Raw genomic sequence first — 14553 nt, 5'->3', positions numbered from 1 at the left:
GGTTCTGTGCCCGGGTTGCCACCGTCTGCCCTCATCCTGATGTGCCGCTCTCGCGGCTTACCGCCATATATCGTGGTCCTTGCCGGGTACGAACCCGGATGCCACGGTTTGTGTGGCGATATTACATCAGTTTGCGTCGGCGTGTCACCTGAATATCGAGATCTGTAATCTTTTTGCGCAGCGTATTTCTGTTGATCCCCAGCAAATCGGCACATTTCGCCTGATTTCCGCCAGTTGCCTCAAGTGCAATTTCGATCAGAGGGGCCTCAACCTCGCGCAAAATGCGTTGGTACAAGCCCGGCGGGGGAAGAATATTGCCGTGAAGGTCGAAGTAACGACGCAGATGACGCGCCACCGAGGATGACAGTTTTTCCCGCTCGCCATCTCCCAGAACCGGTTCAGCTTCGGGTTGGCTGCCCAATACCATTTCCACCTCGGCCTGCGAGATTTCGTCAGCGCGGCTGGTCAGGCTGAGCCTGCGAATGGCGTTTTCCAACTGGCGTACATTTCCAGGCCACGAATAGCGCCGCACCAATTCCACTGCCTCGGGACTGAGCCAACGTTTTGTGCCGCTTTCACGCTCTTCCCGTGACAGGAAGTGCTCAGCCAGAAGCGTGATGTCATCCACGCGCTCCCGCAGGGATGGAACATGAACCGTTGCCCCACACAGGCGATAGTACAGGTCCTGGCGCACCCGACCGCTTTCCATCGCTTCGGTCAAATCGGTCTGGCTGGTTGCCATAAAACGCGGAACATGATCGCCGGGCGTATCCATCATTCGCACGATACGCGCCTGCACTTCGTCATCGATATCAGCGATCTCATCAATCAACAGCGTCCCGCCACGAACCCGCGCCATCACGCGCGCCGGTCCTTCCAGATCCCTCAGATCAGCTGCCGTAGCAGTTACAAACGGCAATGTACGCCTGTCAGAAAAATCGTGAATAGCACGCGCAATCAGTGATTTACCCGTCCCACTTTCACCAGAAATCATGACTGACAGATCTGTATTCATCACCCGTGCGACCAGACGATACAGCGCCTGCATGACCGGCGTTCGACCTACCAATGGCAGTTCATCAGGGCTGTCTGCGCGATCATCGGCTGCTTCGGGATGGGCGCGCTGCTTCTGCTCAAGCGCACGCGCTGTTCGTTTCATCAAATCGGGCAAATCAAACGGCTTGGGCAAATAGTCATACGCATCTGCCTCAGCCGCCTGGATCGCCGTCATGATCGTGTTTTGGGCCGAGATCACGATAACCGGCAACCCGGGTCGATCCTGAGAGATTTTTGGCAACATCTCCAAACCGTTACCATCTGGCATGACAACGTCCGAGATTACGACATCCCCTTTGCCCTCACCTACCCAACGCATCAGTGTGGTCAGCGAAGATGTTGCATGCACTTTGCACCCGGCCCGCGTCAGGGCCTGTGTCAGAACGGTGCGGATCGTGCGATCATCATCTGCAACCAATACTGTACCATCCATCAGGTGCTCTCCTTTGTTTGCCGGTTACGGCTCTATTGTTCGTGACGCGGTGCCCGCCGCAGTGACAGTTTGAAAACGGTTCGGCCCGGAATGGATTCCGCTGAAATCCAACCATCGTGGTCGGAGATGATCTTGCTAACCAAAGCGAGACCCAAACCGGTGCCATTTTCTTTGCCTGAAACAAACGGGTCAAAAATATCGCTGATGATATCTTCGGACACGCCCGGTCCATCATCTATGATCTCAATCTGCAATGGCAGCGAGTGCCCCGACCCATCGCTGCGCCGCAAACGGAACGAATGTTCGAAATAGGTGCGCAGGCGGATGGTACCACCGCCGGCACCCGCGGCTTCTGAAGCGTTCTTCAGAAGGTTCAGCACAACTTGCAGAAACTGATCCGGATCACCGTAGGCCAATGGCAACGAGGGATCATAATCCTCGATGATCGTCATATCAGCGCCAAAACCCAGCAAAGCAGAACGGCGTGCGCGGTCCAGAACGTCATGAATGTTAACTGGCTTGAAGTCTGGCCGGGACAGGTTTCCAAATTGCTCAACCTGCTCCAGAAGCTTCACGATCCTGCGGCTTTCTTCGACGATAAGATCTGTAAGTTCAAGGTCTTGGGGCGCAATATTCATGCTCAACAACTGAGCCGCGCCGGTGATCCCGGCCAAGGGATTCTTGATCTCATGCGCCAGCATCTCGGCCATTCCAATCGCCGATTGCGCCGCAGATTTAACGGTGTTTCCCCGCGTCATCCGCCCGGCCAGTTCCCGAGGAGAAATGATCATGATCATCGAACCGGGATGCCCAACCATCGGTGCGATCTGCAAAGCACATTGCAAAGGCGCGCGATTGCCCGATCCCACATCCACATCATTGACGAAAAGCGGCGTGCCCTGCTCTCGTGCCCTCAGGAACGCCTCCTCCAATGGGGCATCCACTGCGATCTGATCCCAAACGGGATGCCCGACGACAGATTTGCGGGATGCGTTCAGAAAGCCCTCAGCTGACGAGTTCACATCCGCAATGCGGTCGTCGCCATCGATGATAAAAGCCGGAACCGGCAGAGAGGCCCAGATTTCCTGATCCGACGTCATGCCGCCACCTCTGCTTTGCAAGACAACGCGTCGCCGAGCAGGTGCAATACCTCGTCAGTGTCTCGTGAGGTCAATACAGATCGGCGTAACGCGGGTGGTGTTCCGGCCTCATCCATGTACCAGCCAAGATGCTTACGTGCGACGCGTAGGCCCAGATCGGTTCCGTAGAACTCCAGCATCGCCTGATAATGCGCACGGACCATCTCGATCAGATCCTCACCCGATGGAATCTCTGGCGCAGGGCGACCGTAAAGATCGTGACAGATTTGCGCCAAGAGCCATGGCTTTCCTTGTGCGCCACGGCCGACCATCACACCGTCTGCGCCAGAATGGGCCAACGCGGTGCGAGCCCCTTTGGTATCAATGATGTCTCCATTGGCAATTACCGGGATTGAAACTGCGTCTTTCACCGCTCGGATTGCCTGCCAATCTGCGCGCCCCTTGTAGAACTGACATCTGGTGCGACCATGAATCGTGACCATGCGGATGCCTGCATCCTGCGCCCGGCGCGCCACATCCGGGGCGTTCAGCAGATTGTCATCCCAACCCAGCCGTGTTTTCAGCGTGACCGGCACATCCACGGCATCAACGACTGCCTCAATCAGAGTCAACGCGTGATCCGGCGTTTTCAACAAGGCAGAGCCTGAATACCCATTGGTGACCTTCTTGGCCGGACAACCCATGTTAATGTCGATCACCCGCGCACCCCGATCAACAACCTGGCGCGCAGCCTCAGCCATCCAGTGAGCCTCTCGCCCCGCCAGTTGTACAGCCGTGTTTTCCACGTCTGCCGACAGCTCAGCCCGCTCACGCACACCGGGTTTAGCCTGTACCATTTCCTGGCTGGCGACCATTTCGCTTACGACCATCCCTGCGCCAAAGCACATAACGAGATCACGAAATGGCCGATCCGTGATTCCGGCCATCGGCGCCAGCAGGACCGGCGGGTTCAGATCTTTGTCAGCGAGTTGCAGGGTCAACGTGCTTAATCCTTGGGCAGTTGCAGATTTGATATCGAATTCTGCGCATATGAACAACAAAACGGCGACCCGCAAGCCCGCAAAATCATCATATGCCTAATATTTAGGCAGGTTTACGCAGGTGATTGCCTCTGCATTCAACGCCCCCTAAACAAAGCGCATCAAGCAGGAGAGTTTTCGCACATGACCACCGCCGCCATAATCGTCGCCGCGGGACGCGGACAGCGCGTAGGAGGCGGCACGCCCAAGCAATGGCGAGCTTTGGCCGGGAAAAGGGTGGCCGATTGGACCTTGAGCCGGTTCAAAGGATTGGTGGATCATATTGTTCTTGTTCTCTCGCCCGACGATACCGAAGCATGGGAAGAATTCCGGGACAGCAATCTATTGCTGGCCTCCGGCGGTCATGATCGTGCGGTTTCCGTACGTAATGGATTGCAGGCACTGGCGGGCAAGAGCGTCTCAAAGGTTTTGGTTCACGATGTTGCTCGCCCTTGCGTCAGCGAGGAAACCATCCGCAACGTTCTGGTGGCGCTGGATACTCACGCCGCTGCCGCACCCGGCCTTGCCGTAACGGATGCGCTTTGGACGGGTGACGAGAACATGGTGACAGGAACGCAGGATCGCTCAGGCTTGTTTGCAGCCCAGACACCGCAAGGCTTCCGATATGATGCGATCGTCGCAGCTCACTCCGCACATCCGGGCGGAGCGGCAGACGATGTGGAAGTCGCACGTGCGGCAGGTATCGAGGTGGTTATCGTGCCGGGTGACGCAGACAATCTAAAAATCACAAGGCCCGAGGATTTTGCCCGGGCAGAACGCATAATGGGAACGGATATGGATGTAAGGTTGGGCAACGGGTATGACGTGCATCGTTTTGGCGATGGTGATCACGTGGTCCTGTGCGGCGTGAAGGTCCCGCATGATCGGGGTCTGCAGGGTCATTCAGACGCCGATGTTGGTATGCATGCGGTAACGGACGCAATCTACGGCGCTTTGGCGCAGGGCGATATCGGTCAGCACTTCCCGCCATCCGATCCACAATGGAAAGGCGCCGCCAGCGAGATCTTTCTGCGTCACGCGGTCGAGCTTGCCGAGCAAATGGGATATCGTATTTCCAACGTGGATTGCACGCTGGTCTGCGAATACCCCAAGATCGGCCCCCACGCGCAAGAAATGCGTGAAGAAATGTCCAGAATCATGGCGTTACACGCCGATCAGGTGTCGGTGAAGGCAACAACATCCGAACGCCTAGGCTTTACCGGCCGCAGTGAGGGCATCGCATCCGTGGCCACTGCCTGTTTGGTGAAATCATGAACGCGGCGCGCCTGATCGGAACTGTCGGCGGCGTCGGATATCTGCGCCCGGCACCGGGAACTTGGGGGTCACTTGCCGCACTGCCTATGGTCTGGGTACTGCACACGATCGGAGGGTTTCCTCTACTGGCTCTGGCAACTATCGCCGTTATAGTCGGCGGCATCTGGGCGACCGGGGTCATGACAGCAGGACAAGAGGATCATGACCCCTCGGAAATCGTGATTGACGAGGTCGCTGGCCAGTTCATCGCGCTTTGGGCAATTTCCTACCCGTCCTGGGCACATGGGATCGACATCACCGCCCTTTGGCCCGGTTGGGTTGCCGGTTTCATCCTCTTCCGCCTGTTCGATATCACTAAACCCGGTCCGATTGGATGGGCCGACCGGCGCGGCGACCCATTGGGTGTCATGTTGGATGATGTCATCGCCGGGATCTTCGCTGCGATTGGTGTCATGATCCTTGCAGCCATCGCACATGGAGTATTGGGCCTGTGACCGTAGCGGATCTGTTGGAACGCGCCAAAGCGTTGAAAGTCATGATCTCGACAGCGGAAAGCTGCACGGGTGGCATGGTTGCCGCAGCCCTGACAGACATCCCAGGCAGTTCCGCTGTCGTTGAACGCGGCTTCGTGACCTACACCAACACCGCTAAACAAGAGATGTTGGGGGTCAGCGCCGAGACGCTCGCCGACCATGGTGCCGTGTCCGAAGAAGTCGCCAGAGAAATGGCAGATGGCGCACTGACGCACTCGCAGGCACAGCTTTCGGTTTCGATCACCGGTATTGCCGGACCGGGCGGATCAGAGTTCAAACCCGAAGGCCGCGTTTGTTTCGGACTAGCCGTTCAAGGGCGCCCAACCAGGACAGAAACCGTCGAGTATGGCGCGCTCGGCCGGGACAACGTGCGCAGGGCTGCGCGCGACCACGCACTTGATCTGATCTACAAGGGCCTTTCTGACATCGCTTAAAATTAAGGCGACCGCCACAATATTGCGCGGAAATTATCGCCACTTAAAAAAAGGACGTCAAAACAGGCGCGTTTTAAGCTGCTCGCCTCTTTTTTCCTCGTCTCCTGTTCGCTTCAACGCTTCGCACCACCACTCACTTAGCGCCGGTTCGTGAATAAACGTCATGAACCGGCGCACCTGAAGCGAAAGAGGAGAGCGGCCCATGAACGGAGCCGATACAGCCTGGATCATCGTCGCAACCGCGCTGGTCCTGTTCATGACATTGCCGGGATTGGCGCTGTTTTACGGCGGGCTCGTCCGGGCACGCAACGTGCTCAGCGTGTTCATGCACTGTTTTTCGATTGCCTGCCTGATGAGCATCTTGTGGCTGGTCGCCGGATACTCCATCGCATTTGGCGATGCCCCATCCGGAGTGTGGGGCGGCCTCGACAAGGCTTTCCTCAATGGCGTCGACGCAGACAGCCTGGCGGGAACCCTGCCCGAGGTTCTGTTCTTTGCCTTCCAGATGACGTTTGCCATCATCACCCCTGCCCTGATCGTCGGAGCGTATGTAGAACGCGTGGGCTTTGGGTTTGTCCTGACCTTCTCGGGTCTTTGGATGCTGCTGTGCTATGCCCCCGTCGTTCATTGGATCTGGGGCGGAGGCATGTTGTCTGATGGCGGCATATTGGGGGAGATCGGTGTTCGCGACTTTGCCGGCGGTATCGTCGTCCATGAAACCGCTGGTCTGGCAGCCCTGATCATAGCTGTAATTCTCGGCCCGCGTCGCAACCGCACCACCCCGCCGCACAACCCCGGCTATGTCATGATCGGCGCGGCAATGCTGTGGGTGGGCTGGTTCGGCTTCAATGGCGGCTCGCAACTGGCCGCCGATGGTGGTGCTGCCATGGCAATGACCGTTACACACCTGTCAGCCGCCACTGCATCCCTGAGCTGGGCGCTGTGGGAGCGTATCAGGTTCGGTAAGGCCTCGATGGTCGGCCTCGTCACCGGCACGATCGCTGGTTTGGCGTCGATCACTCCGGCCTCAGGTTTTGTCGGACCGGTTCAGGCACTGATCATCGGCGCAGTGGCCGGTATCCTGTGTCAGGAAGCCGTCTATGTCATGCGCAACATGCTCAAGATCGACGATACTCTGGACGTCTTTGCAGTACATGGCGTTGGCGGGATCTTCGGTACAATCATGATCGCTCTATTCGGTCTGGGAACCTGGACTGCACAGTTGGGCGGGCTGGTTATCGTGGGTGCCTTTACGGCAGTTGTCACGATTGTGTTGGTCAAGGTGGTTGCACTGATCACCCCACTTCGCGTAGACGCGGAGACCGAAACAAACGGGCTCGACCTCGCGGTACATGGGGAACGCGCCTACGATATGAGCAGCTAAGCCCACCTTGGCGTGCTCTGCTGCCCGCAAGGGCACAAGCGGGTCTCTTGGGAGGCCCGCTTTTCTTTTGCGCCGAACCCTCTCGACACCACCTGCAAGGACAGGCTATCAGCCCGCAACGCCATTCAGCCCAGAGGTCTTGCCATGATCACCAGTTCATTTCCCGATAGCACCGAAATCGCCCGCCTGACCGCGCGGATGTTGCTGGAGATCAAGGCCGTACATTTCAATTCGCGTGAACCGTTCACGCTGGCCTCGGGCCTGCCAAGCCCAACCTACATTGATTGCCGCAAACTGATCTCGTTCCCGCGCATTCGCTCAACGCTGATGGATTTTCTAACCGTCACGGTCGTGCGTGATGCTGGGTTTGAGGCTTTCGATAACGTTGCAGGCGGTGAAACCGCAGGCATTCCTTTTGGCGCGCTGGTTGCAGAACGCATGGCACTACCGATGACCTACGTGCGTAAAAAACCCAAAGGTTATGGCCGCAACGCACGGATCGAGGGCGAGATGAGCGAAGGTCAGCGTGTCCTGCTGGTCGAGGACCTGACCACCGATGGCGGCTCGAAATTGTCCTTTGTTGATGCGATCCGCGAAACCGGCGCGACCTGCGGCCATACCGCAGTGATCTTTTACTACGGCATCTTCCCGGAAACCGAAAAAACCTTGGGCGATCACGGGGTGAAATTGCACCACCTTTGCACATGGTGGGACGTACTGGCCGAGGCAAAAGCACAAGGCGCCTTCGATCAGGAAACGCTGGATGGCGTCGAGGCGTTCCTGAACGATCCGCGTGGCTGGCAGGAAGCACACAAGGGCTGACGTTGCGAAAACTGTTTACCGATCGGAAACACTGATCTTTAAAACAGACTTTAGCATACAATATGTTGACGCCCCGCCCCGTCATACTTCAATATGATGGGGCAGCGAGATATGCACAGCATATCCCCAGAAAACATACAATTTGCCCCGACTCGCGGGGCCGGGCTATGGACTCTGTCCCAAGGGGATGGTGAGAGCAGCAATGAACGAGATCAGCAGTATCGAGCAGGCGGCAGCTCAGATTCAGAATGCCGAAACCATGCCGCATTCCATTGAGGCCGAGCAGCAGCTTCTGGGTGCGATCCTTACCAATAACGATCTGTATGACCGTGTCGCGTCGATCATCGGTTCCGAGCATTTCTATGACCCGGTGCATGCGCGCATTTATGAAGTCGCAGCTAACCGGATTGCAAAAAACGCTCTCGCCTCGCCCGTGACACTCAAGTCATTCATGGCCGAGGATGAAGGCCTGAAAGAACTCGGCGGTCCGGCCTATCTGGTTAAACTGGCAGGCGCCTCAATCAGCGCCTTTGCAGTGCACGACTACGCCCAGATGATCTATGACCTTGCGATCCGGCGTGAGCTGATCCGCCTTGGTCGGGACATCTCGGACAAGGCGGCGCGGGTTGATGTATCGAGCGAGCCAAAAGAACAGATCGTCGAGGCTGAACAGCAGCTTTATCAACTGTCCGAACAAGGGCAGACCGAACAAGGTTTTCAATCCTTCCTCAAAGCGGTCACAGAAGCCGTCAACGTAACCAATGAGGCTTATCAGCGTGGGGGCGGGATGGCCGGAATCTCGACCGGTCTGGCCGATCTGGACAAGCAACTGGGTGGGTTGCATCCATCGGACCTGATCATCCTGGCCGGCCGTCCCTCTATGGGTAAAACCTCGCTTGCGACCAACGTGGCTTTTAACGTGGCCAAAGCTTACAAGCGAGGTCAAAAATCCGACGGCAGCGAAGGCGCAATCGATGGCGGTGTCGTGGGCTTCTTCTCGTTGGAGATGAGCGCGGAACAGCTTGCGGGTCGTGTTCTGGCCGAAGCCTCCGAAATCTCCTCTCACAAAATCCGTCAGGGTGACATGACCGAGGCCGAGTTCCGCCGGTTCGTGGACGCCGCTAAAGAGCTTGAGGCATGCCCTCTGTTCATCGACGACACCCCTGCACTGCCCATCTCGCAGCTTGCCGCACGAGCGCGGCGGTTGAAAAGGACGCATGGGCTGGATCTTCTGGTGATCGACTATCTGCAGCTTTGCCGCGGTATGTCCGACAACCGGGTCAACGAGATCGCCGAAATTTCGATGGGTATGAAAGCCATCGCAAAGGAGCTGAACATTCCCGTCATCGCCCTGTCTCAGCTCAGCCGTCAGGTTGAAAGCCGCGATGATAAACGCCCACAACTGTCTGACCTGCGGGAATCAGGCTCGATCGAACAGGACGCCGACGTCGTGATGTTCGTGTTCCGCGAGGAATACTACAAGGAACGCGAAAAGCCCGGCGATCACGAGTTGGAAAAGATGGAAGAGTGGAAGCAGGCCATGGAACGGCTACATGGCAAGGCCGAGGTCATCGTGGGCAAACAGCGTCATGGTCCCATCGGTACGGTTGAGCTTTCCTTCGAGGCCCAGTTCACGCGCTTTGGCAATCTGGTCAAACCCTGGCAGCAAGAAGGTCAGATCGAAGGATACTGACGAGGCAAGCTTGACCTGCCCCCAGCGTAAACGATGCGTCACAGGGGGCAGGTTTGATCCTTGAACCAACACAATCAAATGCCTGCAGATTTTCTCCGCACTCGCGGACGAATTCCCTGCTTTACTTGCCGGTTTTTCAGCAAATTCAGCCATATGTCGCTTATACCGCAGGTGATCCACGCAAGTTTCAGGTTATTCCCCCTTGACCTCGTCCTTCCCGATGTCATGAACAGTGCCATGAGTACTGCACGTTTGACGATCAATCTTCAGGCGCTTGCCAGCAACTGGCGGGCGCTCGACGCAAAAACGGATGTCGAAACCGGCGCCGTGGTCAAGGCCGATGCCTATGGTCTGGGCGCAGGCCCTGTTGCTAATGCGCTGGCCGAAGAAGGCGTTCGGAAGTTCTTTGTTGCTGCGGCCGAAGAAGGTGCCGATGTGCGCGAGGCCGTGGGCCCGGGACCGACAATCTGCGTCTTTTCCGGTCATATGGAAGGCGACACCGATCTGCTGCGTGCACATGACCTGACTCCACTGATCAATTCGCCCGAACAGTTCCAGCGACATGTCGAGGCACTGCCAGATCACGCTTTGGGCATTCAGCTCGACAGCGGTATGAACCGGTTGGGGCTCGAGCCCGCCGATTGGGCGGAACTGCGCCCAAGGGCCGAGGCGCTGAACCCCGTGGTCGTGATGTCTCATCTGGCCTGCTCCGACGAACCGGATCACCCGATGAACCATCAACAGCTCGAGACTTTCCGCGGGATGACCGAAGGTGTCACTGCACCCAGATCGCTTGCTGCCACCGGGGGAACCCTGTTGGGGTCTGAGTTCCACTTTGAATTCTGCAGACCCGGGATCGGGTTGTATGGCGGTATGCCGTTCGCCGGTGCCAAGCCGGTCGTGACCGTCGATCTTCCGGTCATTCAGGTGCGTGATGTCGAAGTGGGTGAAACCGTTGGTTACGGCAACAGCTGGACTGCCCGACGCACGTCTCGCATTGCGACCGTTTCTGCAGGCTATGCTGACGGCCTGCACCGCGCCATAGGCGGTGGCATCGATACCTTTTCGGGCGATCAGCCCTGCCCGGTCGTCGGTCGCATTTCGATGGACCTGATCACTGTCGATGTCACTGACCTGCCCCACACGCCAGAACGCCTGCGTATTTTGAACGGCCATCAGACCATCGATGATCTGGCCGAAGCAGCCGGTACGATCGGTTATGAAATCCTGACTTCGATGGGCAGCCGTTATTCCCGGGGCTACGTGGAATGAACCCTCTGAGCTTGCTTGGAGGTCTGGGACGAGCAGTGCTCAATATGCTCGCCGCCTTTGGCAGAGTGGCCCTGTTCGCACTGGATGCGATCTCACATATCTTTCGTCCCCCATTTTATCCACGCGAGTTCGGCATCGCACTGCTGAACATCGGCTGGCTGTCCCTCCCGGTCGTCGGACTGACCGCTATCTTCACCGGCGGCGCACTGGCGCTGCAGATCTATGCGGGCGGCGCTCGTTTTAACGCCGAGGCCGTTGTGCCCCAGATCGTGGCTATTGGCATGGTGCGCGAACTAGGCCCTGTGTTGGTTGGCCTCATGATTGCTGCGCGCGTGACATCTTCTATCGCGGCCGAAATCGCGACAATGAAAGTGACCGAGCAGATTGATGCGCTTGTCACGCTTTCAACCCATCCGATGAAATACCTGACCGCCCCGCGTGTTCTGGCAGCCCTGATTACTGTCCCGGCACTGGTTGCCGTAGGTGACGTGATCGGAATCGCAGGTGGCTATGTGGTTGCGACCCAAAATCTTGGCTTCAATCCTGCGACCTACCTGCAGAATACCGTGAATTTTCTAGAGACTCGCGACATTGTCTCATCACTGGTCAAAGGCGCAGCATTCGGCCTGATCGCCGCGATCATGGGCTGCTACTACGGCATGACATCAGGCCGTGGCGCACAAGGTGTTGGCCGTGCCACCAAAGGCTCGGTCGAGGCAGCCGCTGTTCTGATCCTGGCCGCCAACTTCGTTCTCACAGGGGTATTCTTCTCGCTATGATCCGGATGGAGAACGTACATAAAGCCTTTGGCGACAACCATGTCCTGCAGGGCATGAACCTTGAGATCCCCAAAGGTACCTCGATGGTTATCATCGGCGGTTCCGGCACCGGGAAATCAGTGGCTCTGAAATGTATCCTCGGGCTAATTAAGCCTGACAGTGGCATGATCTATGTCGATGGCAAAGACGCCACCAAAGGCGACCGCGACGCGTTTCTGGCCCGGTTTGGAATGCTGTTTCAAGGCGGTGCATTGTTCGATTCCCTGCCCGTCTGGCAAAACGTCGCCTTCCGGCTGCTGCGCGGACCTATGAAACAGCCCGCCGAGTACGCGCGTGAGATCGCCATCGATAAACTGCGTCGCGTCGGCCTGCGGGCCAAGGTCGCCGATCTCTACCCCTCTGAGCTGTCAGGCGGCATGCAGAAACGCGTTGGCCTCGCCCGAGCAATCGCTGCCGAGCCTGAGATCATCTTTTTTGATGAACCAACCACGGGCCTCGACCCGATCATGTCCGGTGTCATCAATGACTTGATCCGAGAGATCGTGACCGAGATGGGGGCCACGGCCATGACTATCACCCACGACATGAGCTCGGTCCGCGCAATTGCCGACAACGTCGCGATGCTACATGACGGCGTGATCCAGTGGACTGGTCCAGTCGGACAGATGGATGCGTCAGGTGATCCCTATCTGGAACAATTCATCAGTGGGAGTGCCGAAGGGCCGATTGAAGCCGTGCGGTGAAGAAGTAACAAGCACCATGCCTAGGCCGGTGCTTTTCGCGCTCATTACTGTCTTGCCATTTCTGTATTACTTGCTCCAAGTCTTCGATGGCCCCTACGCTACTTAGAATTTCGGGCTGTGAACAGGAGAAACAATCGTTTGAAGACCTTACTTCGACTCACAAAGGAGTTTTGTGTCTACAACTCTGCTCCTCTCAGATTACTAGCCTGTGCAATGCCAGTTGTGGTCTGGAAGTTTGCGTATCCCGAGAGTTACTACGAATCTCACTATTCGAAATCAGCAGATATCGCTATTTGGGTTATGTTGCCCTTTGGTGTTGTCGCGATGCTCTGGGAGTTTGCTAAACACAAACGTAAGAAACGGACTAAAAAATGCACAGGAACAGATGTCTAAGGTCTGATTTTCAATCAACGACGCTCTTATAATTGTTGTCTGAATAGATCAGCCAATTTTCCTTTCATAGACATAGTTGTAAGATAGATGTTCATCCATATTGATCAGCTTCGATGACCCTCCGCCTCGCTACACTCTCGCTCTTGGTCCTATACCCCATCGCGTGGTTCGCCCCGCTGATGCGCGCAGGGCTGCTCCCGATCTTCGGCCTCAGTGAGATCAGCGTGATCACCGGCCTGCAGTCCCTCTGGCACTCGGATGTGTTCCTCGCGCTCGTCGTGACTGCCTTCGCTCTCTTTGCGCCTTATCTCAAAACCATCGGTACAGCGCTGATCCAGTGGAACCTGTTGGACCCGCGCGTACAGCCCGCATTGCACATCCTTGGCAAACTCGCGATGGCCGATATTTTCCTTATTGCTCTGTACATTACGCTGGCCAAAGGCATCTCGTATGCGACCATCGAAACCGCGTGGGGTTTGTATCTGTTTACAGGTTGCATTCTGGCCTCGATCGCATTGGGTCACATTACCGAAGTGCAACTTAAATCACGAAATTCTCAGACCTAATTGATTGAAAACATTTATTTGAGTATCATGTTTAGTATTCGAGCAGCTAAGTTTTGTTAGTTTACGGGTCCGCAGCGGATCGTCGTTTGTGTTAGATGGTATCTCCGCCTCGGGTCCGGTCTAAGCCGGTTTCGAAAGGAGATGGACTATTATGGCCGCCCTCCACAACATCACATTGCAATTTCAAAATATTTTCTTACGCTTAACTTTTATTCTTATCTGTGCCGCCGCCCTATTCGCGGTGTTTGCAACCCTGATGTCAGCAGCGGGCGTTTGGCCCTGGTTGTCAATGCAGGCTGCCATCGGAAACAACCCTGCAATTGATGCAGGACCCTATTTCCAAGTTGGATTGACCTGCCTGATTCTCATGCTGGCCTTCTACCTGCCTTCAAGTGCGCGCATGATGGCGCTTGAGAGCACACATCGAAAGTTCTCGCTCAACATGCAGGATATCGTAGATGCCTACCGCGTTGCGCATGCCTCTGACCGCAGCGGCGTTTTTGCGCTCGCGTCCGAATTCGATGCGGTCAAGGAAAGGATGCACTTTCTGCGCGATCATCCCGATCTGCAGGCGATGGAGCCCGAAATTCTGGAGCTTGCAGCACAGATGAGCCAGGTCAGCCACGAACTGGCCGAAACCTATGGTGAGGCCAAGGTCAAACGAGCGCGTGGTTTCCTGCAGCAACGTCAGGAAGAGGTTGAGCTGTTCCAGCAGCGGATAGAAGACGCTCAGACCATCCTGCACGAACTGCGGCAATGGACACGTGACATCGAGATCGAGGAATCGATCGCCAAATCACAACTGACACGGCTGAGAGATGAGCTTTTCGAGCTTTTGCCGGAACTCTCGGCGCAACTGCAAACCCCGCCTGACGACAGCGATCCCAGCGCATCCAGCGTTATCGCGATGTCGCCACCGCGGGCAGCTGAATAACCACTCACCCCGGCGCGACAGCGCCTTTCGCAGAGGATGGCCTTAAGGGTCTGACGACGCGGCACCCCAGCGGCGGTAATGATTGCCCACAAGGGCTTGAAGAACCACTCAACCTCG

At 56.7% G+C, this 14553-nt stretch carries 14 protein-coding genes; 11 read left to right on the top strand and 3 right to left on the bottom strand.

What is annotated here, in order from left to right; all coding sequences use genetic code 11:
- Window positions 1-121: 121 nt before the first annotated feature.
- From ACR0IO_RS07335 to dusB, 3 genes are read right to left on the bottom strand one after another with little or no spacing between them, the layout of a single operon-like run.
- Window positions 122-1489, bottom strand: a complete 1368-nt coding sequence (locus ACR0IO_RS07335; RefSeq protein ID WP_480740456.1) for a response regulator — start codon at window positions 1487-1489, stop codon at window positions 122-124.
- Window positions 1490-1521: 32 nt separating this feature from the next.
- Window positions 1522-2589: a two-component system sensor histidine kinase NtrB gene (locus ACR0IO_RS07330; protein WP_480740455.1), complete on the bottom strand. Its 1068-nt coding sequence runs from the start codon at window positions 2587-2589 to the stop codon at window positions 1522-1524.
- Window positions 2586-3569 carry a tRNA dihydrouridine synthase DusB gene (gene dusB / locus ACR0IO_RS07325; protein WP_480740454.1) on the bottom strand — a complete coding sequence of 328 codons (984 nt, stop codon included), beginning with the start codon at window positions 3567-3569 and terminating at the stop codon, window positions 2586-2588. Before dusB ends, ACR0IO_RS07330 begins: the two co-directional genes overlap by 4 nt.
- Before the next feature lie 183 nt (window positions 3570-3752).
- Between dusB and ACR0IO_RS07320 the strand changes: the two genes are divergently transcribed.
- The 11 genes from ACR0IO_RS07320 (at window position 3753) to ACR0IO_RS07270 (ending at window position 14436) form a co-directional block, all read left to right on the top strand.
- Complete coding sequence (locus ACR0IO_RS07320) at window positions 3753-4883, top strand: bifunctional 2-C-methyl-D-erythritol 4-phosphate cytidylyltransferase/2-C-methyl-D-erythritol 2,4-cyclodiphosphate synthase (RefSeq protein WP_480740451.1); 1131 nt, start codon at window positions 3753-3755, stop codon at window positions 4881-4883.
- Window positions 4880-5377 carry a phosphatidylglycerophosphatase A family protein gene (locus tag ACR0IO_RS07315; RefSeq protein ID WP_170330688.1) on the top strand — a complete coding sequence of 166 codons (498 nt, stop codon included), beginning with the start codon at window positions 4880-4882 and terminating at the stop codon, window positions 5375-5377. Before ACR0IO_RS07320 ends, ACR0IO_RS07315 begins: the two co-directional genes overlap by 4 nt.
- Window positions 5374-5850 carry a CinA family protein gene (locus ACR0IO_RS07310; protein WP_480740449.1) on the top strand — a complete coding sequence of 159 codons (477 nt, stop codon included), beginning with the start codon at window positions 5374-5376 and terminating at the stop codon, window positions 5848-5850. Before ACR0IO_RS07315 ends, ACR0IO_RS07310 begins: the two co-directional genes overlap by 4 nt.
- Before the next feature lie 202 nt (window positions 5851-6052).
- Window positions 6053-7234 carry an ammonium transporter gene (locus tag ACR0IO_RS07305; protein ID WP_480740447.1) on the top strand — a complete coding sequence of 394 codons (1182 nt, stop codon included), beginning with the start codon at window positions 6053-6055 and terminating at the stop codon, window positions 7232-7234.
- Window positions 7235-7378: 144 nt separating this feature from the next.
- On the top strand, window positions 7379-8056 hold the full coding sequence (locus ACR0IO_RS07300; RefSeq protein WP_480740445.1) for an orotate phosphoribosyltransferase: 678 nt from the start codon (window positions 7379-7381) through the stop codon (window positions 8054-8056).
- A 202-nt stretch (window positions 8057-8258) separates the two neighbouring features.
- On the top strand, window positions 8259-9749 hold the full coding sequence (locus tag ACR0IO_RS07295; RefSeq protein ID WP_480740443.1) for a replicative DNA helicase: 1491 nt from the start codon (window positions 8259-8261) through the stop codon (window positions 9747-9749).
- A gap of 237 nt (window positions 9750-9986) precedes the next feature.
- Window positions 9987-11021 (top strand): alanine racemase, encoded by a 1035-nt coding sequence (gene alr / locus ACR0IO_RS07290; protein WP_480740441.1) that lies wholly within the window; start codon window positions 9987-9989, stop codon window positions 11019-11021.
- A complete protein-coding gene (locus ACR0IO_RS07285; RefSeq protein ID WP_480740439.1) occupies window positions 11018-11800 on the top strand; it encodes an MlaE family ABC transporter permease in 783 nt (260 codons plus the stop codon). Before alr ends, ACR0IO_RS07285 begins: the two co-directional genes overlap by 4 nt.
- Window positions 11797-12543 carry an ABC transporter ATP-binding protein gene (locus ACR0IO_RS07280; RefSeq protein WP_480740437.1) on the top strand — a complete coding sequence of 249 codons (747 nt, stop codon included), beginning with the start codon at window positions 11797-11799 and terminating at the stop codon, window positions 12541-12543. Before ACR0IO_RS07285 ends, ACR0IO_RS07280 begins: the two co-directional genes overlap by 4 nt.
- A 506-nt stretch (window positions 12544-13049) precedes the next feature.
- Window positions 13050-13502: a paraquat-inducible protein A gene (locus ACR0IO_RS07275; RefSeq protein WP_480740435.1), complete on the top strand. Its 453-nt coding sequence runs from the start codon at window positions 13050-13052 to the stop codon at window positions 13500-13502.
- A gap of 289 nt (window positions 13503-13791) precedes the next feature.
- On the top strand, window positions 13792-14436 hold the full coding sequence (locus tag ACR0IO_RS07270; protein ID WP_480740432.1) for a kinetochore Spc7 family protein: 645 nt from the start codon (window positions 13792-13794) through the stop codon (window positions 14434-14436).
- Window positions 14437-14553 lie beyond the last annotated feature (117 nt).

Source organism: Ruegeria sp. CE12, assembly GCF_056537525.1.
Note: the sequence above shows the minus strand (reverse complement) of the source record. Positions and strands in the feature narration are given on the sequence as shown.